Genomic DNA, 19,094 nt, shown 5'->3' on the forward strand with positions numbered 1-19,094 from the left:
GGTATTTCCTCCTCAATCGTGTTTTGTTTTGCTGTTTAAAAGCTTTTCCAGGTTTTTTCTGGAAACGGTTTCTATTTCATCGTGAAGCGATTTTCCGAAAGAATCCATTGTTACTATGGCAGGGAAGCCGGTTACATCCATAACCCACATGGCTTCAGGCTGTCCGAACTCGTCAAGAAAAAAGACATCCTTCACGGATTTTATGCATCCTGCAAGATATGCCGCAGCGCCGCCTGTGGCGTTGAGGTAGACGCAGCCCGACTTTCTCATGGCCTCGAGCGTATGCCTGCCCATGCCGCCTTTTCCCATAATGGCGGCCGGCCTGAATTTTTCGATGATATCGGCTTCATAGGGCTCTTCTCGTATGGATGTGGTAGGGCCTGCGGCCATGACATTCCATGAGTCCCCTGTTTGGACAGTTACAGGGCCGCAATGATAGATAACCATGCCTTTAATGCTTAGAGGCGAAGCTCCCGTCGATGCAAGATGCTTGTGCACGGCATCCCTGGCCGTGACGATTGTCCCGCTCAAGAGCACGCCGTCGCCTATGTGCAGCGACCTGACAGTGAATTCACTGAAAGGGGATGTTATGTGTTTTATATCCATTTAACGATACCCCCGGTCTCGTTGAGTACCACAGTGTATCTTCTTGTTGCCCAGCACGAATAGCTTATTGTCACGAAATAGCTTGCAGGATGTCTGCATATCCCGGCAATCTTTACGCCCAGCAGCGTTGTCTTTCCGCCAAGCCCCATAGGGCCTATCCCCAGATTATTCGCCTCTTCAAGCAGAAGCTTTTCAAGCCCTGCAAGCACTTCATCTGGATTTGTATCATCGAGCCTTCTGAAAAGCTGCTCCTTTGCGACATGATAACCGGATGCCCGGTCACCTCCGATGCAGACTCCGAGAATACCAGGCGCACAGCCTTTGCCCTGGGCCCTGAACACGGCATCGAGCACGCATCGCCTTACGCCTTCAAGGTCTCTGCCTGCATTAAGCGTTACATCCGGCAGGCTGTATTGTGTGCTGACATTTTCCGATCCGCCGCCCTTGAGCATCAGACTCACCTGTGTCTGTCCGCCGTATGGTTCGAAATGGATTTGAGGGACATGCTCGCCTGTATTGTCGCCCGTGTTTTTACCAGTCAGCGAATTTACGCAGTTCTGCCTTAGGATACCGTCACGGGTAAGTTCTCTTATGGCCTTGATCAAAGACTTCCTTATTTTTGTTGCGACAGCCGCGTCGGAGCGAATCACTGCGAATATGGAACCGGTATCCTGGCAGATCGGCAGGTTTTTATTTTCAGAAAGCCCGGCGCTTTTGATGATTGTATCCAGAGTCTCATATGCAAGCGAAGACATGCTTTCATTCTGAAGGGCATTTTCAAGCGATGAGAGAACATCATCGGAAATAACGATGCTGGCCTTTTTTACAAGCTCAAGCATGTTGGGATAAAGATTCTCCATAGACGTTATGATTATCACAAAGGTGCTAATTTTACTATGTTAATAGTAGAGATAGCTGATAAGCTGTTAAGCAAAATCTGAAAATTTTATAAATCTGCTTAACAGCTAATCAGCTCAACAGCTGCAAGCTCATAAGCTAAAATCTCCTTGACATAAAAAAGCTGTACTGATTAAACACGAAGAATCGTAAACGGGTCGTTAGCTCAGCGGGAGAGCGCTACCTTCACACGGTAGAAGTCACTGGTTCAATCCCAGTACGACCCACCAGCCTTTCAAAATGTACATATCCTACTTTGCAGCATCGTTACCGGCATCCTTCATGATCCCGTAATTGACTCCGTAGCATATGGCAAAAGTTACGATGTTGTTTTCCTTCATGAAATCAGAGCTCCAGGGCAGGTCGGCTGCAGTAGCACCTTCTTTAGGAAGGAAAAGGTAGATCGTGTCGGTTATCTGCTTCGGGTTGCCGATATCCTTGTACTTTATCATCTGATAATCCCAGATCCATTCGTTCCTGTCTGAAAGTGTTGTGCTTGTGGCGTTCGTAACATTGACAAAGCGCTCTTTTACGAACGGGAGCTTCAGTCTTACTTTCTTGCTTTTACTCTCGATATTCCTCTTCGTGTCCGTAATCGTAAACCTGTCGGTTTCGCTGGTGGCCGTGTTTACCTTGATGACTTTCACATCGTATTTCTTATTGGACAGAGAGTTCTGATACCAGAGATCGCCCCTGTCGTCCTTTACCCATTTTTCGATGTCGTCATTCGCATAAAACGCAGGCAGGCCCTTGACGACTTCATTCCAGCTTGCATCAAGCCCGCCGAAAACAGCATCCGCTGAATCCGGATTGCTGATGTCATAGCACAGATAGGAATACTTGCTGGTGTCAGCCGGAAGCACGACAGGCAGTACCGTTTGGCTGATAAAATCAACGGCGCCTTTGGGAGACATTATCTTTAAAGGCTCTTTGCCGTCCTTGTTTCTGGTTTCATAGAGGTAATAGTTTATATATGTGGGCGCTCCAATGATCCATGCGCTGTTTTTCCCGTAGGATTCTATTGAGACGGTCTGTGAAGCATAGAGATCAATCTGTTTTGTCGTGCTGTCGATTACGCTTTTTGAAAGCATGCTTGACCTCATGAAACTCATATTCGCAGACTTCCACTCCTTGTTCGTTGTCGATGCGGTGCCGAATGTGGATGCATAAATCATGCTGCTTACATCACTCGAAGTAGTTGCAAGCGTGAATCTGCTGGCATTTGCCGTCTTGTCGTCATACCTTGGCGGAACACCGAAAACAACTCCTACAGGCCTGAACCTGCCGAGACTGAAGGTTTTATAATTCTTGTCTTCTTCTTCGGATGATATGAATTTCAGCCCTGAATCCGTGATTGCCCTCCAGTCCGGGCCATGGCCGTACCAGTATCTGTCCAGATAACGCAGCTCGTCGGCAAATCCTTCTTCCATTTTCTTAGATGGTGTGAAACCGATGTTATGGTACATGAGAGATGGAAGCCTTTCGAAATTAAACATTTTTTTGACGCTCACGATTGAATCGCCGCTGAAATAAAAATTTTCCAGAGCTTCGTCAGAAGTGTAAACGGGTATGAAAAAAATATCGTATCTTGGAGAAAGTTTTGTTTCATTGAAACAGAAGCCGGTTACAAAACCCACTTTTCCGTCAACGGTTGCATAGCATACATCGCTCATCCATTTGTCATTATAGGGAGCACGATCTATCAACACATCGTCTTTGCGCACAGGTGTGCTGTTCTTCATGGTGTCCAGGTTGACGGCATAGCAATTCAGCGCGACATGCTGATTATTGTCTTTATCAGTTCTGGAAGTCCTTATGAAAACGCCTATGCTGTTCGTATCCGGGATCCTTCTTATCCTTACTTCATAATTGCTGTCATCTACCGTAATTTCGTTGCCGGAAATCGATTCTGCTCGTGGATCTGTACGTGAATATTTCCAGAGCCTGTATGACTTAGAAGTTTTGCCGTCTTTTACAGACAGTACATAGAAGTAATCATCGTCAACCACAGGACAGACTTTGAGACTGTTTTCAGTATCGCTGTCAGAAAAGACCGTTACTTTAGAGCTTTTGAAATCATCCAGGTTTGAATATTCTTTTAAAACAAGCTTTCCGGGCTCACTGCTGTCCAGCACGAACATTGAACTGCCGTACTGGCATGTCATTTCTCCGCCCGGAACCCGCACCAGTTTTGTAACAACACTGCACGCTCCCGGCCAGCCGTTGTCATCAAGGCCGCACTTGAGGAGTTCGCTGAACTCTTCTTCATAAAACAGGTAATTGTCAATTCTGGCGGCGTTGTTTCCGCTGCCGAAACCATTGCCTGCGGATGGTTTCTGTGGCGGATTCTGCGTCGAACGGACAGCTTCAGCCTCAAGCGCTGCCGCTGTTGCTGTTTTAACTGTTACATCGAGCGTCTTTACACCTTCGGTATCAATATAAAATGCCATGCCGTCTTTCTGGACAAGTGCGAAACCGTCCGAGAAATCAGCCGCCTCGTCAAACTGATGGGTGATTACATCCCGGCCCTTTGGATTAATATAACCCCATTTGCCGTTTTCTTTTACTGCAGCGAGCTTTTCACTGAACTGTTTTGCATCCTCATATTGGGGGTTGATCTTGTATCTGCCTTTCTTATCAACAAATCCCCACTTACTCTCAACCCTCACCGGGGCGAGGCCTTCGCTGAACTCTCCGGCCTCGTCGAACTGTGCTTCAATGTATAACTCCCCGTTGGTGTCAATAAAACCCCACTGGTTTTCGAGGTTCTTTACCGGAGCCAGACCCTCCTGAAATTCACCTGCATCCAGCCAGAGCCTTTCCAGGACAAACTTGTTTTTCTTGTTTATGAATCCCCATTTGCCAACGCGTTTCGCCGGAGCCAGGCCCGAATTGAAACCCTTGAGATCCTGGTACGAATAGTCGATGACCAGCCTGCCCTTCTTGTCTATCATTCCCCATGCATTTCCCTTTTTGACAGGAGCGTAGCCGCCCCTGAATGGCCTGGCGCCGTCATATTTCGGATTTATGACATAAAGCCCTTTTTTGTTTATGTATCCCCATTTTTCCTTATCGACCCTTGCAGGGGCAAGGTCGGTATCGAACGATCCGATTTCCTTGAAGATGAATTTGATTACAACCTTGCCCGCAGTATTGATGAATCCCCACTGACCGCCCGAGCTTACGCCCGCAAGCCCGCCAGCGAAGCTGAGCAGCTTCTCGACTGTGCTTACTGTTTCTGGCTTGCCTGCAGGTTCAGCTGCATGGACGGAAAGCGATGAAACAAGAAGAAGTATAATGAGAAGGCTTATCTTCCATGAGGAAATTCCTTTGGTTGTATGGTTCATCTTTTCCTCCTGAAATATCGGGTTATAATGCTTTTCGTCAGGAGATGCTTATTTCTTTATTATATGTCCTGGCAGATATATCACTGATATGGAAGGGGCCGACTGGAAACTATGACACCCTGCTCAATTCCTCTATAAGGACAGGAAGGAACTTTTCCAGGTCTTCCACAATGCAGTAATGGGAATAATTGAATATTGCCGCATGAGGGTCTTTGTTGATTGATACTATCAGGGACGAATCTTTCATCCCGGCAATGTGCTGGGGCGAACCCGATATGCCGCATGCGATGTAGAGCTTTGGTCTGACGGTTTTTCCCGTGAGGCCGACCTGGTTTCTGTACGGCAGCCAGCCCGCATCTATGACGAGCCTTGAGCCCGCAACTGCAGAGCGGGAAAACAGCCCGGCCAGCGTCCTTATAAGCTCCAGGTTTTCAGGCTTTCCGATGCCGCGGCCTGCCGATACTATGACATCAGCTTCTGTTATGGGCAAACCCGTTTCCGATGAGTCCTTATTGAATATTTCCAGACTTTTTATTCCGTACTCAAGGGTAATTTCCCCCAATGAAGGATAAGGCAAGTCTGATGCCGGGGGCAGGGGAGTGGTATCAGCTGTTTTGAATACTCCCTGCATTATGGATATGATTGCGGGATATTTCGGGATTACCTCAATTACAGCCTTTCCGCCAAGGAAAGGCCGCAGAAGCCTTGGTGAACCGCTCTTCATGTTAATTCCCGTCACTGTTGTAAAGCATGAAGCGCCGAGCTTTGCCGCAAGAAACGCTGCCATGCCCGAACTGCTCGATGTTTCATGGAATATTATGGCATCCGGTCCCAGTTCTTTAAACAGTATCACCGCATTGTTCATTAAGGCTTCGGGATTGCATTCAAAATCATCAGGGAGGCTCAATAGCATGGTCATGTCAGCACCCAGAAGCGAAGCGAGTGCTGCAGGTTCACGTGAATCACATCCCGATTCCGTAAGGATTACAGCAAACATGGTCTCACCTTGACAAGAGAATGCTCATTCAGGATCTGCACCAGACGACCGGCCTTGACCTCGGGTGTTCCTTCTATGAAGGTGCCTTTTGAGGATACGTCAGGATAATGAAGGGTGAAGCTGTCATCTTGTTTAAGGTCAAGATCCGGTTTGAACGTATTTAAAGGCTGCTTCCTTGCCCTTAATACATTGCTCAGTGACGGGTACCTGGGCCGGTTAATGCCAGTCTGGACGGTAATAAGGCACGGCAGTTTTATCCTGAGCATCTGTCTTCTTGAACCGCTCAGTTCGCGTTCGACTGTGGCATGACTGATCTCTGGATCAATTTTTATTGAAACGGCCTGTACTGTGAACGGTACATCAATCATCGCCGCAATCATGGGCCCGACCTGAGACTGCATACTGTCTTCGGACATTACACCGCAGAGAATCAAATCGTATGAATGCGCTTTTGCATGAGCTGATATGGCCGCCGAAGTGGATGGTGCATCTGCAAAACCTTCAGGAGAGAGAACATGAAAACCCTCATCCGCTCCTGTCTCAAGGGCCCTTCTAACGGTACGGGCGGCTCTTGCCGGGCCGAAGGTCAGCGCATGCACCGCAGTGTCAGGCAGGATGTCCTTTATCTTGAGCGCTTCTTCCAGTGCATGCTCGTCATAGCGGTTCATCCTGAAGGAAGCCTTCGATTCATCTATCCATTTGCCTCTTTCATCCAGCGTTATCTGTGAGCCGGTGTCAGGGACTTCCTTTATGCAGACGAGTATATTCATGAGTTAATGTTCGCATTCTCATTATTAAAAGGCAAGCCTTTATGGGCTGCTGCTTGACATGACCATGACTTTACCGCATGAATCATTAAATGAGCATGATATACCTTGTAAGGCACGGACAGGCGTCATTCGGAAAGGCAAATTATGATGTGCTTTCGGATGTAGGCATAAAACAGTCGGGAATTCTCGCGCGATATTTCATAAAGACCGGGGTAACATTCGACGCTGTTTATTCGGGCAGTATGGACAGGCAGTTACGGACTGCCGAAATCATCATTAATGAATTCGCCTTAAGCGGCATAAGCCTGCCTGAGCTTGATGTCATGCCGGAATTCAACGAGTATGACTCGAAATCCATCATAACGGCTCTGGCCCCTGAACTGATTGAAGAAGACCCGGCGATAAAAAGCTCATTTGATAAGATCTTTACAGACCGCAAGGCGTTTCAGAAAATATTTGAGCGTTCCATGTTGAAGTGGGTGTCAAAGGGGGACGCATGTGAGGGCATTGAAAGCTGGAATTCTGTTAAGACTCGTGTTTCTCTCGCAGTTTCCAGAATAACTTCCGTTTATGGCGGCGGTAAGACTATTCTCATTGTTGCATCCGGCGGCACGATTTCGGCCTGCATAGAGGATGTGACAGGCATCGGTGATGAGGCGGCCCAGCATCTCTGCTGGCAGATCGCAAATACTTCGGTTTCGAAGCTTGTCTATAATGAGGAGCGCATCACCCTCAGAACATTCAATGCCTGGCCGCATCTCGAAGACGGATACAGGGAAATGATTACTTTCAGATGAGTTTGAAAAATATTGAGTTTGATGCAGCAGTGCTTGCGCAAAAAATAACATAGGCATATCATTTCTTAATCAAGCCGATGGAGGTCAGAATGGATTTTACCGTGACAGAAAAAATGCAGGCCATCCTTTCCATGATCCGTGAATTCGTCGACAATGAACTGATCCCCCTTGAACCTGAATTTGTAAACAAGGAGTTCAGGGACATGCTTCCGGTCCTGGAAGAGAAACGCAGGGCGGTCAAGCAGATGGAGCTCTGGGCGCCCAATCACCCAAAGGAATACGGCGGCATGGGGCTTGACCTGATGGAGCATGCGCTTGTGTCCGAAGAACTGGGCCGCACACCTCTCGGGCATTATGTCTTCAACTGCCAGGCTCCCGATGCCGGCAATATAGAGATACTGCACAAATACGGCACCGAAAAGCAAAAGGAGGAATACCTGAAGCCCCTTATCGAGGGCAAGATCAGGAGCTGCTTCTCGATGACCGAGGTGGAGCTTCCCGGCTCGAACCCTGTAATGATGGATACGACCGCTGTAAAGGATGGCGGTGATTATGTGATAAACGGCCAGAAATGGTACACGAGTTCGGCGGACGGTGCGAAGTTCGCAATAGTCATGGCAGTTACCAACCCTGAACAGTCACCGTACATGCGGGCCAGCATGATAATCGTGCCTACCGATACTCCCGGCTTCAACCTCGTGCGCAACATCCCGGTAATGGGTCATGAAGGCAGCGATTACGCGAGCCACGCGGAGATCCTGTACCAGTCGTGCAGGGTGCCGCAGGAGAACCTGCTCGGGCCTGAAGGGTGGGGCTTCGTGATCGCGCAGGAAAGGCTCGGACCGGGCAGGATCCATCACTGCATGAGATGGCTGGGCATATGTGCAAGGTCTTATGACCTCATGTGCAGCCGTGCAGCCAAGAGGCTTATATCACCTGACGGGAAAACTCTGGCCTCGAAGCAGATCATCCAGACATGGGTAGCCGAAAGCGCCGCCGACATACAGGCGGCAAGACTCATGACCCTTCATGCGGCATGGAAAATAGAGACCGAAGGTGCAAAGGCCGCCAGAGACGATATAGCGCTCATAAAATTCGTTGTCGCGAACGCCATGCAGCGCGTCATCGATCGCGCACTGCAGGTGCACGGGGGGCTCGGCATGACCGATGACACCATACTGGCATATTTCTACCGCCATGAACGGGCGGCCAGGATATATGACGGAGCAGATGAGGTTCACAAGGTCTCCTTCGGCAGAAGGGCCTTGAAAAACTACGCATGAAAAGGGATAAGAAATGAGCGATGACTATATCGACAAGCCGAAGGATATCAGGCAGGGCGAGGAGATAGACCTTAAAAAGGTGGGCGCTTTTCTGAGGGACTCGATCCCGGGACTTGCCGGAGAGCTTGAGATCAAACAGTTCCCCAGCGGGTTTTCAAACCTTACATATCTTGTCACTTCAGGCGATAAGGAAATGATTCTGAGAAGGCCTCCATTCGGAACAAAGGCAAAATCGGCGCATGACATGGGGAGGGAGTTCAGGATGCTGAAGGCGCTCAAACCCGTGTTCCCGTATTGTCCGGAGGCCATACTTTATTCTGAAGATGAAAGCGTGATGGGCTGCCCCTTTTATGTAATGGAACGGCTCAAGGGAATTATCCTGAGAAAAGACCTGCCCAGGGGCATGAACCTGTCAGCATCTCAGGCAAGAATGCTCTCGGAAAACCTCATCGATATCCAGCTCGACCTGCACTCTATCGATTATCATGCCATCGGCCTTGATTCTTATGGAAAGCCCGAGGGCTATGTAAAAAGACAGATTGAAGGATGGAGTGAAAGGTACAGGAAGGCAAGGACGCCGGATGTGCCCGATTTCGAACAGGTAATGGCATGGCTTGCCGAAAAAATGCCGCCGGACAGTTCTAAGCCGGGCATAATCCACAATGACTACAAGTTTGACAATGTTGTGCTTGACAAGGATGATCCTCTAAAAATCGTAGGCGTGCTCGACTGGGAGATGGCGACCATAGGCGACCCGCTCATGGACCTTGGAAGTTCGCTCGCCTACTGGGTTGAGAAGAACGATTCGCCCAACATGCTCATGATAAGGCTTATGCCTACCAATATCGACGGCATGATGACCCGTGAAGAGATTGTTCAAAGGTATTCGGAACGCTCGGGCATCAAAATAAGGAACTTCGATTATTATTATATCTTCGGTCTCTTCAGGCTCGCAGTGATCGCCCAGCAGATTTATTACCGCTTCTACAACGGCCAGACAAAAGATGAACGCTTCGGCATGCTCAAATTCGCGGTTCAGATACTTGATGAAACGGCAAAAGCTGTTATCGAAAAATCAAAACTATAAAGGTGGAATGATGAAACTTGCAGGTGTCAAAGCAGTCATAACAGGCGCAGCATCAGGCATAGGCAAAGCTATTGCAGTAAGGTTCGCTTCCGAAGGTGCATCCGTGTTCATCTCTGATATTAATAAAGAGAAGCTGGAAAATACCGTGGCTGAGATAAATGCATCAGGCGGTAAAGCCTCCGGTACAATAGCAGACGTCTCAAAAGAGGATGATGTGAGGCGTCTTGCAGCAGAGGCCGCAGAATTGATGGGCGGAATAGATGTCCTTGTGAACAACGCGGGAACAGGTACCATAGGCTATATGGAGCAGATATCCGATGCCGAGATAGACCGCGCCTTCGGTGTCAATCTGACAGGGGTCATGCGTGTGACGAGGGCGTGCGTTCCTTATCTTAAGAAGAGCGGCAGAGGCAGGATCATAAACATATCTTCAGTCGAGGGCATACGCGGATCAGCCTTCCTCCCTGTCTATTGCGTGACAAAGTCCGGGGTCATAGGCCTCACAATGGCCAATGCCATGGAGCTTGCGAGGTTCTCGGTCACGGTAAACGCAATTTGTCCGGGGCCCATCGAGACCGACATGCTGGCTCCGCTTATAAGCTCGGATGAATACAGGCAGAAGATGATAAAGGCTGTGCCTCTCAAACGAATCGGAAAGCCTGAAGACATTGCAGGCGCGGCACTCTTCCTTGCCTCTGAAGATTCATCATTTATTACAGGTCACTCGCTGGTGGTTGACGGAGGGATGACGGTAAGAAACTAGTGGTGAGTGGTGAGATAACATACTAATCCGGACTCATATTTGATCCAGGATTAACGAACTCTATGTTCAATTTCTTAAATGATTTTTTTCCACGAAGAGCACGAAGGTCACGAAGAAAAGCTTCTAAGGACTTATAGAAAACCGATTATACTCTCAATATTTATTATCTTCGAACTCTTCGTGTCCTTCGTGGTGAATATGATTTCTTCTGAATATGTTCATACCTGTTAATACCAGCTGTGCTGTAAGGCATGACAAGTTATCCATACAAAAGGCTAAAAAAGAATATGGTTTTTCTACTCGATTATCAGCCGGGCGGAATCGTCTTTTATCTGAATATCGATGCCCGGGAGGTTTTTGTTTTTGAAACTGAGCATTATATCTTCGAGCGTACCCTTGATCTTGGCGGTGTGGCATATTGAATGTCCGTAAATGCTGCTTATTTGAATCTCCATTATGCCATCAGTTGAGGCAAGTGCGTCATAAACCCTCTGGTATGACTCATGATTTCTAATGTTATCAATACAGATAGCGGTTACGAATGCAGGGGTTGAGACGGCTGTTATCTTCTGGTCGATCTTCTGCCTGAGATCGTCCAGGATGGATGAAATTACAAGACCGTACATGTCATTTACCGGCATTTCCGCCTTTTTTGAAAGGTTCCACGAACCGATCACCGATTTGCTCGAGACATTGACCAGGTTCAGCTTCAGAATGCACTGATTCATTGAACCGCCCAGGGACTGTATCCTTATACTGCCCGAAACAAGAAGGTCGGCCTTGAACAATGACGCAATCATTATCGGGTCTGCCCCTGCCGCCCTTGATTCCGGCGCTTCCATGAACACGTTTTCTCCCCACTGGGAAAGCTCCGTTGCAAGTCTTGATTCAAAGACCGAATATTTCTTATTTCCTGTAGAGTTCCACCATTCACGGTTTTTTTCACTTGGGGAATTTGTTGTAACAGCAAGGATTATCCTGGGCCTGAACTCGGCGGGTATGTCGAATCTGTTTGCTGAAATCCACTGTTTCAGAAAGTCGTCTTTCATCGTGAATTCATAGGTTGCATAGACTACATTTGCCTGCCGGTTTTTTGAAACAAGCCTTATCACTGTGGCATCCTGCATACCGCGCTCGGTTATAAGTCCGGGAAGCTTGTTCAAAACGGCATAGACGGAACTTTGAGGGACAAGCTTGAGGGCATGCTTGGTTATAGCCTTGGAATAGGCGTCCTGTTTCGCCGCCTCCTCCGCCTTCTGTATACTTGGGCTGTTGATTATTCCCGTTCCTTGAGATGTAAGAATTATTTCGGCAGAGTATGAAGGTAAGGCTGTTAAGAGGCAGGCGGCCAGAATGACGGCCGCCTTTAGACTCTTTGTTGGGGTCATCCTGCGAGGAAATCCTTCAGTTTGGAGTTTACCTCCAGAGGTTCGATGCTTGCCACTGCATGTTTGTAAATCAGGACTGGCTTGTCGGTCTGCAGAAGTATGCAGAACGGGTCGAAGCTTTTGACATGCCCTTCCATTTTTACATTATCAAGAAGCGTTATCACGATTGAAACTCTTTCTTTCCTGGCCTGATTTAAAAACTGGTCCTGAACATTGAATACAACTTTTGCCATAACAATCTCCTTGTCTTAATAGATTGTATTAAACGCCTTACTTCTATTTATCAAGCGCCCAACAAAATCAAGCTGTTTTATTTAATTTATGAAACAATATTTCGGCGAGTGTTGATATTTTCTTTAAATGAAAATTATTTTTTATCAGGTTTACATGTTCTGACAAGATTTATAAAATGTCAATATGGATGAAATAAAACGTATCGATGAGTTGAGAAGAATCATAAATCACCATAATTACCGGTATTATGTGATCGATTCGCCTGAGGTATCGGACGGCGAATATGATGAGCTTATGAGGGAACTCATTGCCCTTGAAGAAGCCAATCCCGGAATGATTACAAGCGACTCCCCGACTCAGAGGGTAGGGGGCGCCCCGCTTTCGGAGTTTGCACGGATGGTTCACAGGGTACCTCTTTTAAGCATAGATAATGCGATGGATGAAGACGAATTAAGGGCTTTTCATGAGAGGGTACGGAAGTGGCTCGGAGTATCGGATATTTCCTATTGCTGCGAACCGAAATTCGACGGCCTTGCTGTGGAGCTTGTTTATGAGAAAGGGATCCTTGTAAGAGGCGGAACCCGCGGTGACGGTCTGGCAGGGGAGGATGTAACAAACAATCTGAGGACCATTAAAAGCATACCGTTAAAAATAGATATATCGGGCAGTGACCTGCTGGAGGTAAGAGGGGAAGTTGTAATGCTTAAGGATGCATTCAAAGCCCTTAACGATGACCGCATGAAAAAAGGCGAACCTGTTTTTGCAAACCCGAGAAATGCCGCCGCAGGTTCCTTGAGACAGCTGGACCCGCGCATAACGGCTCAGCGTGCGCTCGTGTTCTTTGCGTACGGCGTTTCTGAACCGGCTGAATTGTCGCCATCACAGTTCAAAGTTCTCGACATACTTTCAGGGGCAGGTTTCAGGGTCAACAATGAGCGCAGGATATGTGCCGGGCTTGATGAAGTCATGGCTTATATTGATCATATGAAAGATATCAGGGAGGGTCTGCCTTACGAAATGGACGGGGTAGTCGTAAAAGTCGACAGCATAAGCTTTCAGGAGAGTCTTGGTGTGAAGGCGAAATCACCCCGCTGGGTCATAGCATTCAAGTTTCCTCCCACACAGGCAACGACTGTTCTTAAAAACATCGAGGTTCAGGTGGGGCGTACCGGAACTTTGACGCCTGTAGCAATACTGGAACCTGTGCATGTGGGCGGCGTGACAGTAAGCAGGGCCACTCTGCATAACCTCGATGAAATAAAAAGAAAAGGTCTGATGATAGGAGATACGGTTCTTATCCAGCGTGCCGGAGACGTTATCCCGGAGGTGGTTTCCCCTGTTGTTTCAAAAAGGGACGGAACTCAGAGGGAATTCAAGATGCCAGAGGCCTGTCCCGTCTGCGGCTCTCTTGTCGAGGTTGAAGGCGTTTTCTACAGATGCATCAACATGTCGTGTCCGGCTATCATCAAGGAGAGGCTTTACCATTTTGCATCAAAAGACGCCTTTGACATCGAGGGCTTAGGCGGAAGGATTGTTGAACAGATAGTGGATATACTTCATGTAAGCGACGCCTCTGGGCTTTTTACTCTTACGAAAAACGACCTGCTCAAACTGGAAGGATTTGCAGAGCTTTCTGCAAACAACCTCCTTTCTGCTATATCTTCACGCAAAACCGTATCTCTTGGCAGGTTCATATATGCGCTCGGAATCAGGCATGTCGGGACCACGACTGCGTCCGACCTGGCCAGGAGGTTCAAATCTCTTGATGATCTCATGAATGCCGGAATGGACGATCTTTCTTCTGTCAGGGGTATTGGCAGGGAGGTTGCTGCATCCATTCACAATTTTTTCAGCAACAGCGACAATCGAGCAGAGATAAGAAGGCTTCTTGATGCAGGTGTTCTGCCGGTCAATGATAATATTGCACCTGCTGTAACAACTTCTTTAATATCAGGCAAAAGGATTTGCTTTACAGGAACCCTTGATAAGATGGCCCGGTCCGATGCGAAGAAAATGGCTGAGGCTCATGGAGCAATAGTCGTCGATTCCGTTGGAAAACAGCTTGATTATCTTGTTGCAGGTGCTGACCCGGGTTCAAAACTGGACAAGGCAATCAAGCTTGGGATTCAGATTCTGGACGAGGAGGCGTTTCTTGATATCGTGGGGGACAGGTCATGAAGGCCATACAGGTTAATGTTTCCGGGAGAGTTCAGGGCGTGTGCTTCAGAGCAGCCACCCGTGATGAGGCAAGAAGGATCGGGGTTGCGGGCTGGGTAAGAAACCTCTCAGACGGAACTGTTGAAGTATTGGCGCAGGGGCCGGAAGATAAGGTCGACAGACTTCTCTCATGGTGTTATCAGGGCCCTCCCGGTGCATATGTTGCAGGTGTTGATTATACCGAGGTCCCGGCTGACCCCTCATTGAACACATTCAGCATCAGGTATTGAAAGGTATCAGGAATCAAACAGGATATTAAGAAAAAATCCCACGATGGACATTAGTATGGCCGCTAGAAAAGCTGTCCAGAAGTCGACAACCTGAAAACCGTCTACCAGTTTGGATGCCAGGATAATCATAACGGCATTAATTACAAAGGTAAAAAGTCCCAGTGTGAGAATGTTTATAGGCAGCGTAAGGATGATCAGAAACCATCTCAGTGTCGCGTTCAGGAGGCCTATTACCAGTGCGGCTACAAGAAGCGTCCAGCCGCTGTCAATATTGATGCCTTTTATCAGTTTTGCAGCAACTGCAAGCGAGATTGCGGACACAGCCCATTTGATAAGAAAATTTGTCATGAAAACAACTTTATATCAAATCATCATCAGCGTAAATACATATTAAATATGTCTTTACAAATGCATTTTGATGGTTAATATTGATTAGTTAAGAAAGCAGATTTCAGACAAGTATGAAAGGCAGGCAACGAGAATCTGTATGGCATCCGATAAGAACAATGCAATGCAGGTTTATTTATTAATTTTTATCGGAAGGAGGCATCATGAAAAGAATTACTGTCTGTTTACTTTCTGTAACGTTGATTTTCGGAAGCATCGCCCTGGCATATGTTCCTAACGATCCAGGGTTCAAGAAGCAAATCGAGTTGTTCGGTCCCGGAAGCACTGAAACTTATATTAATTATTCTTTAAAATATAATGACAACGATCCCAGGAACCCCAAACATAAGAAAGGTGACTCTCAGCCTTCCGGCTCGTCAGTTGATCTTGCATGGGATATAGAAAAAGGGGATCCATCCGTAGTGATAGCAATTCTCGATACCGGTGCGACATGGAGTAATGAAGACCTCCGTTATAAATGGAATCTCAACAAGGGAGAACTGATCAATTATGCCCCTGACTGGGATCCCGTGTCATTTGCGCCCATATGGGATGTCCAAAGGATTATGGTGAAAAACGGAAATGGGAAGCTTGTGTGGGTTGACAAAATCGATAATCATAAAATTGCCGACGGTATCTTCAATGTAAAGGATTATGAATATGCCGTAATGAGTCTTAATCCGGATAAACCTGCACATATACGGCTGCTTGCAAAATATATGGCTGAAAATGATATATCCCGGCTGACACCCCAGGATCTCATCAGGGTTTTTTCAGACGGTATAGATGACGACAACAACGGTTTTGTAGACGATATATGCGGATGGGACTTCTTTGAAGACGACAACGACCCTGAGGATGTATCCAGTTATTCAGCTGCCGAAAAACATGGGAACGGCCAGGCTGAGGGCGCCGGTGCCGAACAGGACAATGGCACGGGCGGTTCGGGGGTTTGCCCGGGCTGCATGATCATGCCTTTGAAGACATGGGATTCCTTTGTCCAGGATACGAACTATTTTGGAATAGGCTCACTGTATGCCGCCAGAAACGGGGCGAATGTCCTGGAAGGCGCACTGGGAGGACTCAATAACTCGGGGATATGCAAGGCCGCCTTCAAGGAGGCCTATGACAAATGGGGGCTTGTCCTGTTTATGGTCTCGTCCGATATAAACAGCGCCAACCATAATTTCCCGACTTACCTCAATGAACCCGTATATTGCTCAGGTACGGTATCTGATGCCTATCCTTTACCTGAGAATATCCTGAAACCCACTACATATTTCAGAAATTCAAACCTCTGCCAGTTCGGCAGCAAAAACCAGATCAACTTCGAAGTACCGTCAGGATCTCAATCAACCTCATTGTCATCAGGAGCAGGCGGCCTGCTGATATCGCATGCAAAGAGGATGAGGGCCACTGTTGAGGGCAGGGAAAAGCTCGGTATCATTCGTGACTATAAAAACGGCATGCCGCTTCATCCCGATCAGATCAAACAGCTCATAACTCTTACATGCGAGGATGTTCTGCCTGAAAACGGTGGTTCAATAGGCTCGCCAGATGCTTCCCAGTTTGGATGGGATCAGCATTTCGGTTATGGCAGAGTGAATCTTTATCATGCCATCAAGGCCCTTGATGAAGGACTGATCCCCCCTGTAGTCAGGATAACATCACCATCCTGGAACCATTACCTTGATCCGCGCAAGGACAGGCTTGTAATCAGGGGCGATGTGCTGCCGGGGGTAAACGGCAATTCAGGCTGGATTATCGAGGCTGCCCAGGGAATCGAACCTCTTGAAGATAAATTTGTCGTGATAGCAAGAGGCAATTCGACAGGTACTGACATCGAGCTTGCAAATATTGATCTGAGCGTTATCAAGAAAATATTCAATCCGGGAATGGATTTTTCGTATTACCCGAATACACCTGACGAAAAGCAGCCGACCGATGCCAACATCCAGGCAAACAGGCACATGTTCACGATAAGGATAAGGGCCAATGAACAGATGGATTCAAGCTATTATTATCCTTACCTTTATCCAGAGGACAGAAGGACAATGTTCATCCATGAAGATAAAAAACTTCACGAGGGATGGCCGAAATATATAGGCGTCGGCGGAGATGCATCGCCGAGATTTGAAGACCTTGACGGTGACAATCTGAAAGAGGTCATCATTGCCACATCCGACGGGAGAATTCTGATATTCAGACATGACGGCACGCCATATACCGTCAATGGCAAGGCCATTGAATTTGCAGCCGATGAGTTCTCAATATCAGCCAGACATAATATGAGAATAGAAGGTACTCCATTCAGACAGACATTCGTAACGCCCTCTATCGCCGATATCGATAATGACGGGATCAAGGAAATCGTAGCTGTTGCCGGGGAAAAATTATACTGCTTCAAGGCGACAGGAGAGAGACAATTCGAACCGAAGGATTTTAGCGCCAATTTCTATAAGGATGTGGCGGACGGGAAGATCAATAAGGATAATCCTCTCGGCGCAGGTTCAATGGCAGCGCCCGTTCTGTTTGATCTTGATGGTGATGGAAAGAAAGAGATCATTGTCGGAAGTGGCGACCAGAGGCTTTATGCATGGCATTCGGATGGCTCAAAGGTAAGGGGCTGGCCGGTTTATGCCAAGGGCAGTTCTGTCGGGGGCAAGATTATTTATTCGCCCTGTGTGGCCGATATAAACGGCGACGGAAAACCCGAACTGATAGTAGCAACTAATGAGGCGGTGCCGCGAAACGGCAAAAAATCATCACTTGACCTGAGCAATGTCCCGTCAGCTTTCTTCCCGTTTGTGCTGGATGTTGTCAGCAGCTTTATTTCCAAGAACTGCATGATCTATGCAATAAGGAACACCGGCGCATTGAACGGCATGGATGGACAGAGGGCCGACAGCACGGCATTCGTATCCGGCTGGCCGGTGGCAGTGGAATCACTCATGCCAGACATCCTGCCGCAGCTGGGACCATCCTCAAAACCGGTCGCATATGACTATGACAATGACGGTTCCGACGAAGTTGTCGCTTCATTTACCGCAGCAAAAACAACAATTATTGACGGGGATGGTAAAATTCTAAAGGAAATGGATCAGGGGCCGATGGGCAAGAATGCGGTTGGAATCCGCGACAAGACGCTGGCCCTTAATTTTTTTGACAGTATCGCACTTGGAGATATCAACGGTGATGGCAAGCCAGAGATCATAAAAGGCGGCGTCACACTTCTTGCCGCTGCTAACCTTGGTCTGGCAGGCATGAATCTTCCATATAACCAGATCATACAGGTATGGGATCCCAAGACAGGGAAGTTCCTTGACGCGTTCCCGCGTACAATCGACGACTATGTGATGTATTCGGAGCCTGCAGCAGCTGATGTGGACGGAGACGCCATACCTGATATAATTTCTGGCTCGGGTCTTTATCTGATCCACGCATTCGGAGAAGATGGCATGGATAAACCCGGATTTCCCAAACTTTCAGCCGGCTGGGTAATGACGACTCCCGCAGTAGATGATATTGATAATGACGGTCTTAATGAGCTTGCCGTCGTAACGAGGGAAGGATGGATATTTGTCTGGGACACTGACGGTAAATACAGCGAAAAACCTTCATGGCCGACATACGGGCATGACAACATGACGACATCCAACCTTAAACATGACGGGATTGCTCCGGCAGCTGTAACCTCATATAAATGGGAAGACGGTGAGATGCAGTTCAAATGCCCGGGGGATGACGGGTATAACGGAAAGGCCAAGTCGATAAGCATTTACGGCTATTCGGAGCCTATCAACCTGGGCAACATTTCCAGAGCGGTCCTTGTCAAACAGATTACACCTATCACAGGCGGAAAAACCGTCTATGTGAAGATGTCCGATGATTATGCATATTATGCCGTTATTACAAAAGATGAGGCTGGAAACACTTCACAGCTGCCGATATCGGGTGGAATTGGCGGTGACGGCAAACTTGTTCTGGATGAAAGCGCATCCGGTGATGATGGAGGCGGCGGAGGAGGATTGTGCTTCATCAGTTCAGCTATAAACCTGTAAAGATGAAGGGGGGAATAAAATCCCCCCTTT

Annotated in this window: 15 protein-coding genes and 1 tRNA gene; 8 read left to right on the forward strand and 8 right to left on the reverse strand. The window is 47.8% G+C overall.

Annotated features, from left to right (window positions below; all coding sequences use genetic code 11):
• Window positions 1-12 precede the first annotated feature (12 nt).
• The gene (locus VIS94_17410; protein ID HEY9162858.1) at window positions 13-606 is read right to left on the reverse strand and encodes a FumA C-terminus/TtdB family hydratase beta subunit; all 594 of its coding nucleotides are present in this window, start codon (window positions 604-606) and stop codon (window positions 13-15) included.
• Window positions 597-1,445: a fumarate hydratase gene (locus tag VIS94_17415; protein HEY9162859.1), complete on the reverse strand. Its 849-nt coding sequence runs from the start codon at window positions 1,443-1,445 to the stop codon at window positions 597-599. The genes VIS94_17410 and VIS94_17415 overlap by 10 nt, the downstream gene beginning before the upstream one ends.
• Before the next feature lie 213 nt (window positions 1,446-1,658).
• On the opposite strand from VIS94_17415, the gene VIS94_17420 reads away from it, so the two are divergent.
• Window positions 1,659-1,733 (forward strand) — tRNA-Val (locus tag VIS94_17420).
• Between the two features lie 21 nt (window positions 1,734-1,754).
• On the opposite strand, the gene VIS94_17425 is transcribed toward VIS94_17420, so the two are convergent.
• The 3 genes from VIS94_17425 to VIS94_17435 form a co-directional block, all read right to left on the reverse strand.
• A complete protein-coding gene (locus VIS94_17425; GenBank protein HEY9162860.1) occupies window positions 1,755-4,850 on the reverse strand; it encodes a WG repeat-containing protein in 3,096 nt (1,031 codons plus the stop codon).
• Between the two features lie 109 nt (window positions 4,851-4,959).
• Window positions 4,960-5,847, reverse strand: coding sequence for an electron transfer flavoprotein subunit alpha/FixB family protein (locus VIS94_17430; protein ID HEY9162861.1), 888 nt, complete (start codon window positions 5,845-5,847; stop codon window positions 4,960-4,962).
• Window positions 5,835-6,617, reverse strand: a complete 783-nt coding sequence (locus VIS94_17435; GenBank protein ID HEY9162862.1) for an electron transfer flavoprotein subunit beta/FixA family protein — start codon at window positions 6,615-6,617, stop codon at window positions 5,835-5,837. Before VIS94_17435 ends, VIS94_17430 begins: the two co-directional genes overlap by 13 nt.
• A gap of 89 nt (window positions 6,618-6,706) precedes the next feature.
• Between VIS94_17435 and VIS94_17440 the strand changes: the two genes are divergently transcribed.
• The 4 genes from VIS94_17440 to VIS94_17455 all read left to right on the forward strand — a co-directional run bounded on the left by VIS94_17440 (window position 6,707) and on the right by VIS94_17455 (window position 10,547).
• Window positions 6,707-7,414 carry a histidine phosphatase family protein gene (locus tag VIS94_17440; GenBank protein ID HEY9162863.1) on the forward strand — a complete coding sequence of 236 codons (708 nt, stop codon included), beginning with the start codon at window positions 6,707-6,709 and terminating at the stop codon, window positions 7,412-7,414.
• An 89-nt stretch (window positions 7,415-7,503) separates the two neighbouring features.
• A complete protein-coding gene (locus tag VIS94_17445) occupies window positions 7,504-8,697 on the forward strand; it encodes an acyl-CoA dehydrogenase family protein (protein HEY9162864.1) in 1,194 nt (397 codons plus the stop codon).
• Window positions 8,698-8,710: 13 nt separating this feature from the next.
• A complete protein-coding gene (locus tag VIS94_17450) occupies window positions 8,711-9,784 on the forward strand; it encodes a phosphotransferase family protein (GenBank protein HEY9162865.1) in 1,074 nt (357 codons plus the stop codon).
• 7 nt (window positions 9,785-9,791) lie between these two features.
• A complete protein-coding gene (locus VIS94_17455; protein HEY9162866.1) occupies window positions 9,792-10,547 on the forward strand; it encodes an SDR family NAD(P)-dependent oxidoreductase in 756 nt (251 codons plus the stop codon).
• 296 nt (window positions 10,548-10,843) lie between these two features.
• Here the strand turns inward: VIS94_17455 and VIS94_17460 are convergent, their stop codons facing one another.
• Entirely contained in the window at window positions 10,844-11,935 is a 1,092-nt protein-coding gene (locus VIS94_17460; GenBank protein HEY9162867.1) for a hypothetical protein, read from the reverse strand.
• Window positions 11,932-12,168 carry an RNA chaperone Hfq gene (hfq, locus tag VIS94_17465; protein ID HEY9162868.1) on the reverse strand — a complete coding sequence of 79 codons (237 nt, stop codon included), beginning with the start codon at window positions 12,166-12,168 and terminating at the stop codon, window positions 11,932-11,934. Before hfq ends, VIS94_17460 begins: the two co-directional genes overlap by 4 nt.
• 184 nt (window positions 12,169-12,352) lie before the next feature.
• Here hfq and ligA point away from each other — a divergent pair, with 184 nt between their 5' ends.
• Window positions 12,353-14,347, forward strand: coding sequence for an NAD-dependent DNA ligase LigA (gene ligA / locus VIS94_17470; GenBank protein ID HEY9162869.1), 1,995 nt, complete (start codon window positions 12,353-12,355; stop codon window positions 14,345-14,347).
• On the forward strand, window positions 14,344-14,616 hold the full coding sequence (locus tag VIS94_17475; protein ID HEY9162870.1) for an acylphosphatase: 273 nt from the start codon (window positions 14,344-14,346) through the stop codon (window positions 14,614-14,616). Before ligA ends, VIS94_17475 begins: the two co-directional genes overlap by 4 nt.
• A 6-nt stretch (window positions 14,617-14,622) precedes the next feature.
• Here the strand turns inward: VIS94_17475 and VIS94_17480 are convergent, their stop codons facing one another.
• Window positions 14,623-14,964 carry a phage holin family protein gene (locus tag VIS94_17480; GenBank protein ID HEY9162871.1) on the reverse strand — a complete coding sequence of 114 codons (342 nt, stop codon included), beginning with the start codon at window positions 14,962-14,964 and terminating at the stop codon, window positions 14,623-14,625.
• Between the two features lie 203 nt (window positions 14,965-15,167).
• On the opposite strand from VIS94_17480, the gene VIS94_17485 reads away from it, so the two are divergent.
• Entirely contained in the window at window positions 15,168-19,064 is a 3,897-nt protein-coding gene (locus VIS94_17485; protein HEY9162872.1) for an FG-GAP-like repeat-containing protein, read from the forward strand.
• Window positions 19,065-19,094: the final 30 nt, after the last annotated feature.

Source organism: Desulfomonilia bacterium (genome assembly GCA_036567785.1).
Classification (GTDB): Bacteria; Desulfobacterota; Desulfomonilia; order UBA1062; family UBA1062; genus DATCTV01.

What these genes read in the sequence shown, in the direction of transcription:
- VIS94_17410 (HEY9162858.1), bottom strand. Translation starts at nt 606, where the DNA reads ATGGATATAAAACACATAACATCCCCTTTCAGTGAATTCACTGTCAGG.
- VIS94_17415 (HEY9162859.1), bottom strand. Translation starts at nt 1,445, where the DNA reads ATGCTTGAGCTTGTAAAAAAGGCCAGCATCGTTATTTCCGATGATGTT.
- VIS94_17425 (HEY9162860.1), bottom strand. Translation starts at nt 4,850, where the DNA reads ATGAACCATACAACCAAAGGAATTTCCTCATGGAAGATAAGCCTTCTC.
- VIS94_17430 (HEY9162861.1), bottom strand. Translation starts at nt 5,847, where the DNA reads ATGTTTGCTGTAATCCTTACGGAATCGGGATGTGATTCACGTGAACCT.
- VIS94_17435 (HEY9162862.1), bottom strand. Translation starts at nt 6,617, where the DNA reads ATGAATATACTCGTCTGCATAAAGGAAGTCCCTGACACCGGCTCACAG.
- VIS94_17440 (HEY9162863.1), top strand. Translation starts at nt 6,707, where the DNA reads ATGAGCATGATATACCTTGTAAGGCACGGACAGGCGTCATTCGGAAAG.
- VIS94_17445 (HEY9162864.1), top strand. Translation starts at nt 7,504, where the DNA reads ATGGATTTTACCGTGACAGAAAAAATGCAGGCCATCCTTTCCATGATC.
- VIS94_17450 (HEY9162865.1), top strand. Translation starts at nt 8,711, where the DNA reads ATGAGCGATGACTATATCGACAAGCCGAAGGATATCAGGCAGGGCGAG.
- VIS94_17455 (HEY9162866.1), top strand. Translation starts at nt 9,792, where the DNA reads ATGATGAAACTTGCAGGTGTCAAAGCAGTCATAACAGGCGCAGCATCA.
- VIS94_17460 (HEY9162867.1), bottom strand. Translation starts at nt 11,935, where the DNA reads ATGACCCCAACAAAGAGTCTAAAGGCGGCCGTCATTCTGGCCGCCTGC.
- hfq (HEY9162868.1), bottom strand. Translation starts at nt 12,168, where the DNA reads ATGGCAAAAGTTGTATTCAATGTTCAGGACCAGTTTTTAAATCAGGCC.
- ligA (HEY9162869.1), top strand. Translation starts at nt 12,353, where the DNA reads ATGGATGAAATAAAACGTATCGATGAGTTGAGAAGAATCATAAATCAC.
- VIS94_17475 (HEY9162870.1), top strand. Translation starts at nt 14,344, where the DNA reads ATGAAGGCCATACAGGTTAATGTTTCCGGGAGAGTTCAGGGCGTGTGC.
- VIS94_17480 (HEY9162871.1), bottom strand. Translation starts at nt 14,964, where the DNA reads ATGACAAATTTTCTTATCAAATGGGCTGTGTCCGCAATCTCGCTTGCA.
- VIS94_17485 (HEY9162872.1), top strand. Translation starts at nt 15,168, where the DNA reads ATGAAAAGAATTACTGTCTGTTTACTTTCTGTAACGTTGATTTTCGGA.